Genomic DNA, 16878 nt, shown 5'->3' on the forward strand with positions numbered 1-16878 from the left:
ATGCGCATCAATTTATATAAAATAGCCTTATTAGGAGCAGTACTGCTGGCTATCTTCCAGACAGGATGTAAAAAAGATCATATCAAGGATCCGGAATTTGGTACTGGCGACTATCCCCGGATCTATGATGAAACAAATACCTTCTTCTCTCCCATCCGTGTTATTAGCATGGGAGAAACAACCTCCTATAATAACCTGTCTTATTCACCGGCAGGTAAAGTAAAAATTGCATGGAAGGTAGATGATGAGGTAAAGTCGGCTGATACGGCCTTTTCCTTTACTCCCACCACGGGCGGTGAATTTACTATTTCCCTGGAAGTAGCGTTCAATGGATTGAAAAGTACCCGTAGCAGTAAAGTGCTTGTAAAGCCGGATACTTATACGCTCAAACCTTATGACAAGGTGGTATTGGCCTACTTGTCTGAAAACGGCACTGCCGCAGCCATCGATTTTGAAACGATTACACATGTGGCCTGCCAGTATGGGCGTGTAGCCGCAGATGGCGGACTGGATGTAAGTGCCGGTGAAAGTAATAGTAAAACCGATGAGGTAGTTGCACGCGCTCACCTTGCCGGCAGACAAGCATTACTGGGTATAGCAGGCCGGCTGTCGGGTATGGATGGCTGGGCACTCTATGGGGCCAGCGATTTTGGCGACGCTATCCGCAAATCCGACATGCGGGCTATCCTTGTGGCAAACATAAAAGCCTATGTAACCGCTAAAAAACTGGATGGCGTAGATATTATGATGAGTGATATCAATGTGGATCCCTATATCCCCCACCTGACATCACTACCTGCCTTTATAAGTGAACTAAAAGCAGCATTACCTGCCGATGCGCTTATCACCGTTACTGTGGCTCCTTCCTGGCAACACTGGAGTTATCCCGATCTGTCGGCGGCCGACTGGGTACATGTACGTGCTTTTGAAGATGGCCTCCACGTGGGCGAACACGTGCCCAGGGGCCAGCCTTCCGGCTTTGATTATATGAAAACCGCAGCAGATATCTGGAAAAACTTTCACCTGCCCGCAGAGAAAATTGTAATAGGCATCCCCGCTTTTGGCCTGCGCTATAATGAAATTGATGATGAGGGGAATAACCTGGGCTGGGGCTCCTATGACTATATCACATTTAAAAATATACTGGAGCTGGACCCTACAGCTGGTGGAAAGGAAAAGATAGACCATGCCTTCGGGGTATATTATAATGGCGTACCACTGGTAAAGCAAAAAGCGGAATACATCAAAACCAGCTCCTTCAAGGGTGCTTACCTCTGGGCAGCGGATTATGATATCAAAGGAGATGGCTCCCTGCTGAAAACAATGTATACCGCACTCAAATAGTAATTTCACCCAAAAGCCCCCATAATAGCAGGCCGGATTTATTCCGGTCTGCTCTATTTACGGTCGTTGTGTAATCGCCTGATATCCTGTACGTAGTAATTCTTTATATCTTTGTCATGTGACGGAAGCATCAAATAACACCTTACGTAAGATCATCCATATTGATATGGATGCGTTTTATGCTTCGGTAGAGCAGCGGGATAACCCCCTGTATCAAAATAAGCCGATTGTGGTGGGTGGTTCACCGGAAGGCCGTGGAGGCGTAGTCGCAACTGCCAGCTATGAAGCCCGTAAGTTTGGGATACGTTCCGCCATGTCATCCAAAAGGGCACAACAACTTTGTCCAGATGCTATTTTCGTGAGGCCCCGCTTTGCTGCCTACAAGGAAGCTTCTCAAAAGATCAGAGAGATATTTCAACGTTATACAGATCTGATCGAGCCTCTTTCCCTTGATGAAGCCTACCTGGATGTTACGATAGATAAACAAAACATCGGCTCTGCTATTGCTATCGCCAAACTTATTAAACAGGCTATTAAGGATGAACTTCAACTCACCGCATCTGCTGGTGTTTCCATCAATAAATTTGTTGCTAAGATTGCTTCTGATCTGAACAAACCTGATGGACTCACCTTTATTGCCCCGGCACAGATCGAAGCGTTCATGGAAAAGCTGCCGGTAGAAAAGTTCTTCGGCGTAGGAAAGGTAACGGCAGAGAAAATGAAAAGCATGCAGCTATTTACAGGTGCCGATCTGAAAAAACTCACAGAGGCTGCATTAAAACAACACTTCGGAAAAGTAGGCGCCTTTTATTACCAGATAGTCCGGGGTATTGACAACAGGGCTGTACAGCCACACCGGGAAACAAAATCCCTGGGGGCCGAAGATACTTTTCCTTTTGACCTGACCGATATGGAAACCATGAGTGTAGAACTGGATAAAATTGCACTCGTGGTATTCGACCGGCTGCAACGTCATCAGCTGAAAGGCCGTACTATTACCCTTAAAGTAAAATACCATGATTTCAAACAGATCACCCGTAATCAATCATTTGCTGAACCGATAGGTGATCTGGAAACCATAGCTGCCACCGCCAAATCTTTGCTGGCGGCATCTGATATCACGGATAAAAAAATCCGCCTGCTAGGCATTACGCTGTCCAATTTCGGAGAATTTATGCCTAAGCCTAAAAACCCTGATCACCCGGAACAACTTAAGTTGTTTCCATAAATAAATTCATTACAACCCACCCTTATTAGACACATCATTATTATTAATACCTCTTTTGGTCTTTTTAATACCTCCTTTGAGTTGACCCAGCCTGATGTCTGCACTCAGACTGAAATTCCGGAAATATTCACGAGACAGGGAGCTTTCATAAAAACTTTTTCCTGTTGTTGCTACCCGGTTATTCCGGTAAGTTGAAAATGGATTATTAACGGTTGCAGAAAGGGCTATATTCCCGCCCAACAGCTCTTTAGAAAGCGTAAAGGAAGACGTAATAACACGGTTGGAAATTGCTTGTAACGAAACAATATTGGGGCCAATAGCTGTAACGTTGACCATAAAACGCCATCCTTTATCAAACTTATGACTGCTGGATAGGTTGATGTTATATAAAAGGCTGTTGGTGCGCATAATAGCACCATCACTTTCGCCTTCCAACTTCACATAAGTGAGATTGGTATTCAATCCAAGGTTCCAGTTTTTGATAACAGGATAACCCAGACTGATATACCCAAGGATGGCATCCCCTTTTCCTACATTGGCAAAAGTAGCCACCATCACATTCCTGGTGGAATCAAAGGTGGTTATTCCAAGATCAAGGTTATTAAAGAAGGAATATCCAAGGCCCACATTAATATTAAATTTACCGGATTTCCCATATCCAAGGGTAAGGTTATTCATTAATGAAGGGGCCAGATTAGGGTTTCCCATAGATTCATAATTTGGATTAGCCCGGTTAACATAAGGGTTTAGCTTATGGATACCTGGTCTTTTTATACGCCTGGTAAATCCGAAGTTAAGGCTGTTACTGTTGTCTATCCTGTACCCAACTGCCACCGCAGGAATTAGATGTAGGAAACGCTGACGTACCTTCGAACGGGTTGAAATAAAATCTACGTCTGTAGCAGTTTGTTCCAGACGTACCCCCGCCTTTACCGACCATTTTTTCGCCGTAAAATTATAGGAGTTATAAATGCTGAATACGTTTTGATGATTATCAAACTGGTTACTGGCACTCGAATCCAATTCAAACGACTTGCTGACTTCATCCAGGTTGTAATGTTGATAATCGCTTTTATTAATCCTGAAGATCCCCTTAACACCGGCTTCTATAAGAAGTTTTTTTAAAGGATGTACATAATCGATCTGTACAGTTTGTTCCGAAGCTTTGCCATCATTAAACTGCCGGTAGCCTGGCAGGACATAGTTCACCCTGTTAATGATGCTTACATTGTTCGTCAGGTCATTATTGTTATTACTGTAATTGTAGGAAAAAGTGAGTAATCTGTTTTTATCTGCTTTAAACCCTGACTGATAATTAATGCCCGCCTCTATATTATAGGTTTTGTTTCTGGAGTCATTGAAAAAAACATACCCTTCAACCAATGCTCCTTCGCTCATTAATGCGGAATGGCGGTTATTGTCAGCATCGCCTTGATTCATATTGGTGCTGAACGATGCGAAAACCAGGTGGAGGCTATCTATTTCATAACTGATCTCCGTACCCAGATAACCTGCGCGGCTCTTTGTTTTGTCCTGCCCCTGCTGCACAAAGCTGGTGGGTTGCTCAGTTATAGTATTTCTGTAATTGTCAATATTAATAGCAGGGGTGTTATTCATGCTGCCACCTCCAAAAACAGCTATCCCCAAACGACCTTGTCTGGCTGCAAAGGAACCTCCGACACCCGGACCTCCCTGCGGGAACTTCTCACTCAGGTTGATCACACCATTTATTCCATCCGTTGTTTTTTTAACAAGTATAATGTTGATGATCCCGGCAAGTCCTTCCGCATCATATTTAGCGGGAGGTGTGGTAATCACTTCAATCTCTTTTATAGAGGAGGCTGGCATGCTGCCCAACACTTCTTTAGGATTGTGGGTCAACATACCTGAGGGTTTGCCGTTGATGAATATTTTATAACTGGAATTACCTTTCAGCAGCATGTTATTACTGGCGTCCAGGGATAGAAAGGGAATTTTACGCATCATTTCCAGTACACTTTTCGATCTGCTGTCCGGATCTGCCTGGAGATCGTAAATAATGCGGTCGGCCTCCTGCCGGATAACGGGTTTTTGAGCCCTGACATTTACTTCCCCCAGTGTTTTTACCTGCTGGGTACCGGAATTTTGTAAAGCAGATGGTGCTGTTTGTCCAGTGGCATTTTCATACTGGCATAGCAAGGTCAGCACGCAGACAATAAATGACTGGCACAGTGTTTTCATATATGCGGTAATTAGACGGTAACTGCTACAGGGTAAGCGGGCTTAATAAAATAATATGGGGATTAAATTTCTTTATCCTTCCGGATGAGCAGGAAATAAGTGAGGAAGCCTGCACCGATAAATATTACTTCAACACCCCAGGGAATGGGAGATGTTTCTGCCTCAAAAGGAAGCAGTCCGATAACCACAAGACCTATCCCTCCAAAGAGAAAAAGAATACCCCATTTGAGAGAGGACACCTTATTGCCTTGTTTGGTCAGCAGGCGGAGATACTGCTCATCCAGCTTCCCTGATCTGATAATACGTCTTTTGAGGAGATAATTCATAAACTCCATCCCCACTACAGCGATGATACCGGTAACCGCCGTGATCATAAAAAAACCGAATAATGCTTCCATAACTTTATTTTTCGTGTGAATATTTGCTTGTTACAATCAGTAGTCACATAAAAGAATAAAAAGGTTGCAGAATATCCTAAAAAAAGGTTGCAACATTTTGAAAGTGCATGGTGTCTTCTTAATAATAATGATAAGGAAATGAAAACAATTTTTTTTATACATTTAAGTATCGGGCCTTTATCTGCTAGTTAATGTTTAATGAAAGAGAAATTATTTCGCGGATATTAAACGGTGATTTGCAAGCCTTTGAATTATTGGTAAAACAATATCAACAACTTGTATTTTACATCGTTAACAAACTCGTAAAGGAGCAGCCTGATACGGAAGATATTTCTCAGGAAGTATTCATTAAGGTGTATGAAAACCTCCGGAATTTTTCCTTTAAATCGAAGTTATCTACCTGGATAGCAAGTATTGCCTACCGTACTGCACTGAATCATATCAGGGATAATAAAAAAGCCCGGATAATGCATTCCGGGGAGGATATAGCAGATTTTTACTTTACCACCGAAACTCCGGAACGGCTATCAGAACAAAAGGACATTACCGCTTATATTAACAAGCTGATAGCTGAGATGCCGCTACCGTATAAAAGTGTACTCACCTTATATCATATGAACGAGCTTTCTTATCAGGAAATTGAGCAGATCACAGGAATGCCGGAGGGTACAGTAAAAAATTATCTGTTCAGAGCGCGTAAACTTTTAAAAGATAAACTTAAATCTTGTTTAAAAGATGAATACATCAGAAAACCAGACTGAAAGAGCAATGCAGGAGTGGCTTGAAAAAACGTTGGAAAATGAGCTCCCTGCGGATGCAACTGCTTTTAACCAGGAAGAACAAAAAGAACTGGAAGCATACCGGTTGTTGTTCAGGTCGCTGAATGAAAAACCGGCAGTGGGGCCCTCTTATGCTTTTTCGGCTAATGTCCTCACAAAAATACAGGCACGGAAAGATTACAGTGTTAAGCTCAAATGGAGTTTTATGCTTCCCCTGGGCATTTTATTGGTGATAACCGTCACTTATATCGCCGCTGCTTATTTTCACAGCACTTTTGCCAACGCGGCCATTTCCCTGGTTACACAGTTCAGATGGCAATTCATCTTTGGAATTAGTTGCTTTTTAATTATTCAGTATCTCGATCAGCAATTAGTCAGAAAAAAAATCCTGCGCCACTAAATAATACGGCCTGCAATATGCATTGCAGGCCGCTAAACATCCTTCAAACAGGATCAAAGGGAAATACCCCTTTTCCATGGAATGAAATCTTCCTGCCCATTGCGCACTGCCGCTACTTCAATATCTCCACTGGCTACCTGAATAATATAATCCAGGATTCTTTCCCCGGCAGCTTCCACAGACTCTTTCCCATCAATAATATCTCCGGTATTAAGATCAATGATATCGTTCATTTTCCTGGCCAGGATACTATTAGTCGCAACTTTTACTACTGGCGCGATGGGATTACCGGTAGGCGTACCCAACCCCGTAGTAAACACGACTACATTCGCACCGGCTCCCACCTCGGCTGTGGTAGACTCCACATCATTACCGGGCGTACATAGCAAATTTAATCCTGCCCGGGTTACTTTTTCGGGGTAATCCAATACGGCTGTAACCGGAGAGCTTCCCCCCTTTCTGGCGGCACCTGCCGATTTCATCGCATCCGTAATCAACCCGTCTTTGATATTACCCGGAGAAGGGTTCATATCAAAACCAGAACCCACTTGCTGCGCCCGGAGGCTATATGTTTTTATCAGGTCCGCAAAACGTACTGCGTTATCAGGATCTGTACAGCGGTCTATCAGGTTTTGTTCTACCCCGCACAGCTCAGGAAATTCGGCCAGTATCACCGCTCCTCCCATGGCTACCAGAAGATCTGAGGCATGCCCCAGCGCGGGATTAGCTGAGATACCGGAAAAACCATCAGAACCACCGCATTCCAGCCCCACGCACAACTTACTGAGAGGTGCCGGCTGTCTTGTTAATGCATTCGCTGTGGCCATCCCTTCAAATGTCAGACGAATGGCCTCCTGCAATAACAACGATTCTGTACCTGTCTTTTGCTGGTCCAGGATGTATAACGGCTTATCAAAAGCAGGGTTTCTTTTCCTGATTTCTGCTTCCAGTATGGAAGCCTGTGCATTCTGGCATCCCAGACTTAACACCGTTGCACCTGCCACGTTAGGATGGGTGATGTATCCTGCCAGCAGTCCGCATAAGGTCTGCGCATCCTGGCGGGTGCCACCGCATCCACCCTCATGCGTTAAAAACTTTACTCCTGTTACCTGCGGGAATAATCGTTCTACCTTACCTGGTACGGCATTGCTGCTGGTATAGTCTGAAACGGCTTGCCCGCCATTCCGGTATTGGGAGATCAGGTGACGGGTATACCCTGCGTAAGACTTTTTTTGTGCATAGCCCAATGGCTCCAGCAATGCTTCTTTCAGCGTATCTACGTTACCGTTCTCACAAAACACCAGTGGAATAACCAGCCAGTAGTTGGCGGTGCCCACACTCCCATCGGACCGGTGGTATCCGTTGAAAGTACGGTGTTGCCATGCTGTAGTATCCGGAGCCTGCCAACTGATACTTTTTCCGGCATTCTCAAAACTACTGCTGGCATGTTTGGTATTTCCGGTTGTTAATAATTCGCCATAAGCGATATCGCTGCCCGCTTTCCCCACCAGTACCCCGTACATGATTACATCTGCCCCTGCCGGTATAGGCACTGCTGCAAACTTGTGTTTGGCGGGAATATTATTCACCGGCACATAACTATTACCCTCATACTTATATGTTGTTCCGGCGGTAAGGTCTGTAAGCGCCACTATCACATTGTCGGCCGGATGCGCTTTTAATATTTTCTGCTGCTCCATCTTATACTGCTTCCTCGTTTTTAACCAATAATTTATATTTCCTGCTACACAACACATTAATGCCCTCCAGCCTGATATACCACATTTCCGTTTACCATAGTCAACCTGATGTTGATCTGTTCATCCATGATCAATATATCCGCGTCTTTTCCAGGTACCAGGGAACCTTTATGCCTGTCTACTCCCATAATACGAGCGGGAGTTAAACTCATCATTTTAACTGCCGTTGCTAATGGCATTTCCGCAAGTGTCATCATCGTCCTCACCAATCTGTCGGCAGTTGCTACGCTTCCTGCAAAAGCACTCCCATCCAATAGTTTGGCTACCCCATCTTCTATAATTACATCCAGTCCGCCATTCAATGGCCCCAGCACACTTTTACCTGGAGGCATTCCTGCTCCTCTCATGGCATCTGTAATAAGGGCTACCCGGTCCGTTCCCTTGATCTTACAGATCAGTTTCAGCAAGGGCGCGGGCAGATGTACCCCGTCGGCAATAATCTCCGCATCCATTTCATCTATCAGGTAAACGCTTTCAATCACTCCTGCATAACGGTACAGGTTGCGCCGGGTTACACCTGACATAGCTGAATAAAAATGGGTGGCAAGTGTATAACCGCAATCAAAGGCTTTCACCACCTCCTCATATACAGCATCTGTATGTGCAATAGCTGGCAGGATCCCCGTTTCACGTAAATACTGCCCCATTTCCAATGCGCCATCCAGCTCCGGGGCTACACTCCAGCGTACTATACTGGAAGAATGTGCTAAGATCTCTTTATATTCTGTTGGATTTGGATTACGTATATAACGGGGGTCCTGTGCGCCACGTTGGCTCATCGCAAAATAAGGGCCTTCCAGGTGAATACCCAGAAATGCAGCTCCCTGCCGGTTATTCCTGTTAGCTTGCTCATAAATATCCAGCGTATGTAACAGGTCTTCCTTTTCGGCAGTTAATGTAGTAGGCACCATAGCTGTTGTGCCGTAGCGGGCATGTGTTTCCGCTATCTTTAAAAAAGCGGTTTCCGTTCCATCCATAAAATCATGCCCACCGCCACCATGAATATGAATATCTATAAATCCCGGGGCAATGTACTGTCCCCCGGCATCGATTACCCTATCGGCAGGGGTGGCGATATCGCTATCGCTCACCATAACTATTCTGCCATTGCTGACTAAAATACTTCCCTGTGAAATAATCCTGCCTGGCGTTATGATACGCCCATTAATAATTTTTATGGTAGGCTGCATAACTTTCCTTTTTCTCCTTTTGTTTAGTACCATTTACGGATACGGTATCCGCGGTATGCATAAAACACCAGGTATAAATAACATGGTAATAATACCCAGTAAGCAAGTCTTACATTATAAATATCCGCGAGATACCCATATATCAGTGGCAAAATAGCGTTGCCGCACAGCCCCATAATCATCACTGATGCTCCTAGTTTTGTAAATCGCCCCAATCCATCCAATGCCAGGGGCCAGATACCAGCCCATACCAAGGAATTAGCTAATCCCAGCAACACAATAAACCAGATAGAAATATCAGTTGTATGGCCAAACAAGGTAATCTTACCATTTGCATAAATGATCAGCAAAGTAAGCGTGGTGCCCAGCAGTGTACAAAACTGCAATGCCCTGAGCTGGCTCAGGTAACGCGGAATAATAACAATGCCGATCAGGTATCCGCAAATGGTAGCCATCAGGGTGTAGGAAGGAAATACTTTCGCATCCAGCAGCCCTATACCCATAGAACCTGCATAACCGATAATGGTATCTATGGCAATTACCTGTGTACCTACATGCAAAAAGATGGCCACGGCTCCCAGTACCAGGTGCGGAAACTGGAAAATACTGGTCTTTCCTGAATTGGCGGTAGCTACGGCCTCGTTTTCATGCTCTGTATTAATTTCGGGTAATGGTGATAACCTTACCATAAGCCCTAATCCTGTAAGTACAGTTCCCATAGCGGCATACGGTACAATTACCCTGCGGATAAGCGCATCCAGTGCAGCATTTTTTTCCATCTCCCCCATGTTCTCCAATGCTGCAAATAAGGTAGTGTCCGTGGCTCTTAAAATAACCGCTGCAAATAACAAAGGTGCAAGGATACCGGCCCCTTTATTACAAATCCCCATAATGCTGATACGTTGTGCCGCACGCTCCTGTGGCCCCAGTATCGTAACATAGGGGTTAGCAGCTGTTTGCAGGATAGCCAATCCCAGGCCAATAGTAAATAACCCCAGCAAAAACACTTCATAGGTGCGGAAAAGGGCGGCGGGGATAAAAATAAATGCACCAAGGGCCATTACCCAAAAGCCGGTCATAATACCTTTTTTAAATCCAATTGCCTTTAGCAAATAGGAAGAAGGTACCGACATCACCAGATAAGCAATATAAAAGGCAAAAGTTACCAGGTAAGACTGAAAATGATTGAGCTCACAAGCGATCCTGAAATATGGAATGAGGATAGCATTCACCCAGGATACAAAACCGAATATAAAGAACAACATCCCTATGATGAGCAGGGATACGCGGGTATCCCGCTTACTTAATGAGCTTACCTCTACTGCTATCGTTTTTCCCATACGTGTTTTCTTGTGCTGTTAGTTATTATCCGTCAGCCATTAGTGGCCTTCATATAAACGTTGTAATTATTGCCCTATGCTGTAAGCCACTTGCGTCCTATTATAATAACAGGGCAGGCTAAAGTAGTTCCCCCCTACTTTTAGCCACCCCGTTATACGTGTTGGTTCCTGATTAGAAGTAACCTATTTCTTAGTCAGCGCTGATGCTGATGCTTCGTCAAGATAAAAAGTACAATCTCCATGCGTTTGCAGGATACTGGCCGGATACTGATTACTCACGGCCTGTTCCAGACTGTCCTTTACGGCCTGCGCCTTACGCTCTCCAGGCACTGAACAGATAATGTGTTTCGATTGCATAATCTGATGCACTGACATACTGATAGCCTGAGTAGGTACTTCCTCCACTGATCCGAACCAGCCTTCATTCAGCTGTTGTTTGCGGCAGGCCGCATCCAGATTTACTACAATATAAGGTTTTGTTGTCTCAAAATCTGCCGGGGGATCATTAAATGCCAGATGCCCGTTCTCCCCAACCCCTACCAGTGCTACATCTATAGGGTGTGCTTTGATAATAGCTGCCAGGCGTTCACACTCCGCAGCTGCGTCTGTTTCACCATTAATGAGGTAAGCATTATTTAAAGTAGATACCTTTTCCAGAAAACGCTCCCTCAGATATTTACGAAAGCTGGCCGGATGTGTTACCGGAAGCGCAATGTATTCATCCAGATGAAACATATTCACCTTCCCCCAGTTAATATCTTCCGCAATCAGCTGACGGATAGTTTCAAACTGGCTGGTTCCTGTAGCCAGTATAATATTGGCAAAACCATTTTTATTGATCGCTTCACGTATCAATGCTGCTGCTGCTTTTCCCGCTACAGTTCCAAGTTCATTCTGATCTTTTGATTGGATAACTTTCATTGGATAACAAGATTATTTATTCATAAAAATTTCGCCACGCATTCATCATGCATGCCCGTTAACACTTAATTACATTACTATTTAGGAACATTTACGCCAGTAGTTCCGCCTTGCGCCATAGATACATCCACCGGTTTGTTCTGCTTCCAGGAGCCGCAGGTAAAATCCGGCACATCAATTGAATTGGAGCGGTTGGCCACCGACCACTCACTTAATGGTCCTATGGCACTCCATAAAGCGGCGTCATACACGTCCTGGTCCAGCGGCAATCCGTTGCGCAGGCAATCGATCAACCGCCAGTCCATTAAAAAATCCATTCCACCATGCCCACCTACCTGTTTGGCCAGCTCTCCCTGTTTTTTTACAATAGCAGGGGTATATTTATCTTCCAGCGCCTTCATAGCTGCCTCATCCAGCCAGTCTTCATGACCGGTAGCAATACGGCCGGGCAAAGGATATTTCATGGCAGTGGCTTTGGTACCGCTTACCAGGTGTATCCTGGAATATGGACGCGGAGAGGTTACATCATGCTGTACCATAATACTGCGGCCATTACGGGTACGGATGCTGGTAGTGTTCATATTGCCCCTGAAATGAGCATTCGCATAAGGTTGGTAAGTAGCATCTTTCGCCAGTAATTCTTTTTCCATCGGCCCCATCATATAATCAATACTGGAGAGAGAGGTCAGGTACTCCATACTATCTCCGCGGTTAATATTCATGATCTGGCATACAGGTCCTAGTCCATGTGTGGGATATAAATTACCATTCCTCACCGCATTTTCTTTCAGGCGCCACAGGTCATAACGCTTTTCTTTATCAAACATGCTTTCCAGCAAATGATGGATATAAGCGCCTTCACAGTGTACGATCTCTCCGAAGAAACCTTGCCTCGCCATATTCAGTGTGAGCAGTTCAAAAAAATCATAACAGCAGTTTTCCAGCATCATACAATGCTTCCTGGTCTTTTCAGAGGTTTCTACCAGTTGCCAGCACTCATCAATGGTTTTGGCAGCGGGTATTTCTACTGCTACATGCTTTCCATGCTGCATGGCATATACTGCTATCGGCGTATGCAGTTCCCACTGGGTAGCTATATATATCAGGTCGATATCGTCCCGCTCACATACCCGCTTCCAGTCTTCTTTGGAACTGGTATACAGCTGTGGCTGATGACCGGGAAATTTAATCCTTGCTTTTGCTTCAGCGGCTTTCTCCGGACGGATATCACACAAAGCTTTGATTTCTACACCTGCTACATAGCTGATACGTTCTACTGCTGCGCCTCCTCTGTTGCCCAACCCGATATAGCCGATGCGTACTTTGTCAATTTTTGGTGCCCCATACCCCGACATATTAAAGTGTTGTTTGTGCGTACGTCCCACCTGTTCCCGTATCTGATCCAGGTGCGAAGCCCCTCCTGCTGTTCCCGAACTGGCACTTGCAGTTTTACATGCAGGCAATAAGGCACCACCTGCCAGACCTATCCCGGTTAGTCCTGCCAACCTTAAGAAATCTCTGCGATTATTTTTCATGAGTACGATTTTATCCGGCCTGATACCTGGCCTTTAGCTAATAATAATGCGATGATTGCTTTAAAGCACCCCTACTGGAAAATGGTATGTCCTGTAGTACGATAGCGCTTCCTTAATTTTTCAAATTCTGCTTTGTATGTATCCAGTGCGCTCCCCTTAACCGGTTTACCAGCCATCGTCACCGGGTCTATAAAACGGATCTCCTTTCCACTTAATGCCGCTGCTTGTGATACATCACCCCATTGTAAAAAACCAGGCACATGTACCGCCATTGTAAAAAAATCTATGCCGCTACGCTCATCAAATGCATAACTCAAAGGTCCGTTACGTAGGGTCACTTCCGTAACATTACCTTCCAGTGCAGCCAGGAACAAAGCAGCTATACCTGTTTCCCTGCTCCCATCTATTGTAATTCTTCCGGCACCAAATTGTGATTTCAACACCTTTGTTACCAGATCCAGTTCATTTACCCATTGTCCCTGTACGGTATTACCCAACCATAATGCAGAACGGGATAAGGTATGGAAAGGTGGTAAACTACCATCTGTAGTATTAGCCAGGGCAGAGCCATGTTCTCCGGTACCCCAGAGATCCGGCAGTACAATACCATTACCATCTCTGACTGCTGCTTCCAGAATATCCGCAGGGATACTGTCTTTCCCTCTGGGATGACTCAGGATCACAAATCCTTTCTCTTTGTACTGTGGTGCACGAAGCAATACAGGTATCACATCTCCACTGGTGGTTTCCAACGCCAGCCTTTCCCATCCCTGAGAAGTGCTGTACCGGTGCAATGTTTTTAAAGTAAGGGGGTCCTGTATGCGTAATATTTCTTTTAATGTTTGTTGCTGTTGTTGCTTATCTCCCCCTTTGGCTTCCAGCATATCCTGCCGCAGGGTTTGCCCGTTCAGTTTACAAAAGGCAGCGGTGCTCATTACCCCTGCATCTCTTTTTCCGGCAGGAAAAGTCATTAGCTGTGACACGGGTAACAAAGTAAAGGCAGGTTCTTTTTTAGGTGCTCCTGTACCTGTTCCTTTCAGATGGAGATCAAACCACCCTACCATTGTTTCCCGTATTTCCGGCCAGTATCCGTGAGTCGTATTAAACAACTGATAGCTCAATTTATCCGAAGCGCCCAGCAGGTCAAATACTGAAGCTGCATTTTTGTAACTGCGCAGCATCTCTGAGGGGTAAAAAGATTTATTGGAATCATTCAGTGCATTGCATATTTTCAATGCACGCGGGGCGATCAATCCTAATATTCCCGCCTCTTCCGTAAAGGTTAGCCCATCTGCCAGCAGTTCACAAACGCAGTTGCTGTTCATAATGTAAGACTCAAAAGTGCCCACACTTACTACTGGCACCACTGCTTTGATACGTTCATCCATGGCAGACAGCCACATGGTTTGGTTGCCTCCTCCGCTGGCACCGGTAGCACCGATATGGTCCTTGTCTACTTGCGGCAGCGAGCATAACAGGTCCACACCACGCATATTGTCTGTCAGCTGCATGCCCATCAGAGAAGTACCTATATCCATCAGTGATGCTCCCAGGTTAGCCCCATGATATTCCGCTTCTCCATGTATAGTCGTTCTTTCCCCCGCTCCCCAGGCATCCATATTCAAACATACATATCCGTTCAATGCCAGCGCATGGGCCGTAGCCTGTACCATTTCTCCGGCACGTGCATCTTTCCAGTGACCATGTGAGTTGATTACTGCCGGGAACGGGCCTTTCCCATCAGGAACATACAGGTTCGCAGTAGCATAGACACCCGGCCTTGTCTGGAAAACAATGTTCTTTACCGAATATCCATTCAGTTGCGTATGCCCGGTTTCCTTATAATTTAAAGGTAGCGCATGATCTATGATAGCTCCGGTTTTACGCAGTACAGTAGCTTTAAGCTGCGTGCGCAGGACTTCCCATTCCTGCCGGGTCTGCGGCAGCTGGTGCATTTGAAAAGCAAGTGCCGCCTGCTGCTTTAGCTGTAAGTTGATGATATCCATAGGCGCGTCTGTAAAAACAGCAGGTAGCCTGCTGGAATCAATACTGCTTACTGCACTACTGTTGGCAGCCTGCAAAGGAGCCTCTAATCCTGCACTCATTAACCAGCAAGCTGCCAACAGTACTGTGATGGTACTTTTCTTCTGAAAAGGGTATTGTGTCATTCGTTATATTGCTTGTTGTATTGTCTTACCTTCCGGATCATTCTACGTCCCACCACAACTTCGTAGCGGCATTATCAGGACCGTTCAGCAACGCTACTCCTTTCTTCAATTCTGCTGCATTGGTAGCAGCTTCAGAGGAAGGATAAGGCAAGCGCTTAATAAAAGTACCTTGTGGCAGATCGCTGTTATCCGATTGTACCACCGGGTACATTTTAGGGTATCCGCTTCTGCGGAATTCCGCCCATCCTTCTATACCATCGGGATAAATGGCCAGCCACTTCTGTGTGCCTATCTGCTGCCGCTGAACACTTTCTGTATTCCCCCATTTCACCGGGATATCAGCCACTGCAGGAGAATTTTCTACATCGCCGGGAGCTACCGGCACAGCAGTAGATTGCGTATAGGCATCCACAATGGCCGGGTCTGTAATCTTCCATTCTTTCAAACTCGTTTCTATTCCCTTTTTATAAAGTTCTGCTGCACTTCCGCCCGCATTCCATCCGTTCAATGCAGCTTCTGCACGTAAGAAATAAGCTTCTGCTGCATACATTACCGGCTGCATAGCTTCCAGCTGAGGGGTCCATGCAGTTCCATTCCAGGTTACCCAGTAAGTACCCACATTGGAAGTTTGTGCCGGGCGGTTCATCGGATTATTGATTGCTTCTGCTGTAGAGCCATTACGTAATCCCCTGAATTCTCCGGAGGCAGTAGCCGGCTGAAAATATTTTGCCATACGTGGGTCCCCATATCCTTTCAGATAAGAGGCCATTGTAGAACTCATACTGAATTCATTGTAAGAGCCTATCAGGGATAACCCATTACCATCTCCTCCTTTCAGTGATCTTTTTATCCATGCAGAATGTATCGTCTCTGTCATTACCCCTCCGGCTATCGCTGCTTCCGCTTCTGTCTTGGCTCTTGCCGGCAATACTTTGGATATGCGCATCGCCAGTCTCAGGCGCAGGGTATTGGCAAACCGGATCCATTGCTGCACATCCCCGTTGTAAATCAGATCATAGCTACCAAACACATTTTTTCCAGCCTCCAGTTTTTTAAGGTTTTGTACTGCCAGATCCAGGCGTTTGAAAAGGTCATCATAAATTTTATCCTGTGCGTCATAAGCAATACTTTCTTGTGCCTTCCCGGCATCAAAATAGGGAACAGGCCCAAAATAATCTGTCATCCGGTGAAAAGCAAATGCCCATACTATATTAGCCAGCGCAGTTTCTCCCGAAGACGCATCCATTTTCTCAAAAATAGTATTCAATTGAGGTACTACCTGCACATAAGTAACAATTCCCGGCCTTGGCAACCAGCCATCATTGATAACATAACGGCCCGTCTGGAAATTAGTAGTGGTGAGGGCAAAATACTGTGCATACTGATCTGCATACAGGTTCTGTGCAGTCTGGTAATAAGATTGTGGCATAGCCGCAGATGACTGCGCCCTGGAAAACATAAAGGGTACCTCCAGTGGCCCTACTCCCACAATGGAACTGCCATCTTTATTCATTTCATCAAAATCCTTTGTACAGCTGGTGATGGATAACGCCAGCGCAGGAATCAATATATATAGACTAAACTTCTTCATGATT

13 protein-coding genes are annotated in these 16878 nt (G+C 45.3%); 4 read left to right on the forward strand and 9 right to left on the reverse strand.

The window, feature by feature from the left end; all coding sequences use genetic code 11:
• Together ABR189_RS09170 and dinB are read left to right on the forward strand one after the other, a co-directional pair.
• Positions 1–1344: a glycosyl hydrolase family 18 protein gene (locus ABR189_RS09170; protein ID WP_354660172.1), complete on the forward strand. Its 1344-nt coding sequence runs from the start codon at positions 1–3 to the stop codon at positions 1342–1344.
• Between the two features lie 118 nt (positions 1345–1462).
• The gene (dinB, locus tag ABR189_RS09175; protein WP_354660173.1) at positions 1463–2572 is read left to right on the forward strand and encodes a DNA polymerase IV; all 1110 of its coding nucleotides are present in this window, start codon (positions 1463–1465) and stop codon (positions 2570–2572) included.
• Positions 2573–2581: 9 nt separating this feature from the next.
• Here dinB and ABR189_RS09180 read toward each other — a convergent pair whose 3' ends face one another.
• Both ABR189_RS09180 and ABR189_RS09185 read right to left on the reverse strand, forming a co-directional pair.
• The gene (locus tag ABR189_RS09180; protein WP_354660174.1) at positions 2582–4792 is read right to left on the reverse strand and encodes an outer membrane beta-barrel family protein; all 2211 of its coding nucleotides are present in this window, start codon (positions 4790–4792) and stop codon (positions 2582–2584) included.
• A gap of 62 nt (positions 4793–4854) precedes the next feature.
• On the reverse strand, positions 4855–5190 hold the full coding sequence (locus tag ABR189_RS09185; RefSeq protein ID WP_354660175.1) for a hypothetical protein: 336 nt from the start codon (positions 5188–5190) through the stop codon (positions 4855–4857).
• 191 nt (positions 5191–5381) lie between these two features.
• Here ABR189_RS09185 and ABR189_RS09190 point away from each other — a divergent pair, with 191 nt between their 5' ends.
• Positions 5382–5951 carry an RNA polymerase sigma factor gene (locus ABR189_RS09190; protein WP_354660176.1) on the forward strand — a complete coding sequence of 190 codons (570 nt, stop codon included), beginning with the start codon at positions 5382–5384 and terminating at the stop codon, positions 5949–5951.
• Positions 5926–6369, forward strand: a complete 444-nt coding sequence (locus ABR189_RS09195) for a hypothetical protein (protein WP_354660177.1) — start codon at positions 5926–5928, stop codon at positions 6367–6369. The genes ABR189_RS09190 and ABR189_RS09195 overlap by 26 nt, the downstream gene beginning before the upstream one ends.
• Positions 6370–6422: 53 nt before the next feature.
• On the opposite strand, the gene ABR189_RS09200 is transcribed toward ABR189_RS09195, so the two are convergent.
• The 7 genes from ABR189_RS09200 to ABR189_RS09230 form a co-directional block, all read right to left on the reverse strand.
• Positions 6423–8069 carry a UxaA family hydrolase gene (locus tag ABR189_RS09200; RefSeq protein ID WP_354660178.1) on the reverse strand — a complete coding sequence of 549 codons (1647 nt, stop codon included), beginning with the start codon at positions 8067–8069 and terminating at the stop codon, positions 6423–6425.
• Positions 8070–8125: 56 nt separating this feature from the next.
• Positions 8126–9319, reverse strand: coding sequence for an N-acetylglucosamine-6-phosphate deacetylase (gene nagA / locus ABR189_RS09205; RefSeq protein WP_354660179.1), 1194 nt, complete (start codon positions 9317–9319; stop codon positions 8126–8128).
• Positions 9320–9342: 23 nt separating this feature from the next.
• Positions 9343–10659, reverse strand: coding sequence for a sugar MFS transporter (locus ABR189_RS09210; protein WP_354660180.1), 1317 nt, complete (start codon positions 10657–10659; stop codon positions 9343–9345).
• Positions 10660–10842: 183 nt separating this feature from the next.
• Complete coding sequence (locus ABR189_RS09215) at positions 10843–11580, reverse strand: glucosamine-6-phosphate deaminase (protein WP_354660181.1); 738 nt, start codon at positions 11578–11580, stop codon at positions 10843–10845.
• 77 nt (positions 11581–11657) lie between these two features.
• A complete protein-coding gene (locus ABR189_RS09220; protein WP_354660182.1) occupies positions 11658–13115 on the reverse strand; it encodes a Gfo/Idh/MocA family protein in 1458 nt (485 codons plus the stop codon).
• Between the two features lie 71 nt (positions 13116–13186).
• Complete coding sequence (locus tag ABR189_RS09225; RefSeq protein ID WP_354660183.1) at positions 13187–15283, reverse strand: alpha/beta hydrolase family protein; 2097 nt, start codon at positions 15281–15283, stop codon at positions 13187–13189.
• A gap of 37 nt (positions 15284–15320) precedes the next feature.
• Positions 15321–16874, reverse strand: coding sequence for a SusD/RagB family nutrient-binding outer membrane lipoprotein (locus ABR189_RS09230; protein ID WP_354660184.1), 1554 nt, complete (start codon positions 16872–16874; stop codon positions 15321–15323).
• Between the last annotated feature and the right edge of the window lie 4 nt (positions 16875–16878).

Origin of the sequence: Chitinophaga sp. H8 (assembly GCF_040567655.1) — a bacterium.
In the GTDB taxonomy this organism is placed as follows: domain Bacteria; phylum Bacteroidota; class Bacteroidia; order Chitinophagales; family Chitinophagaceae; genus Chitinophaga; species Chitinophaga defluvii.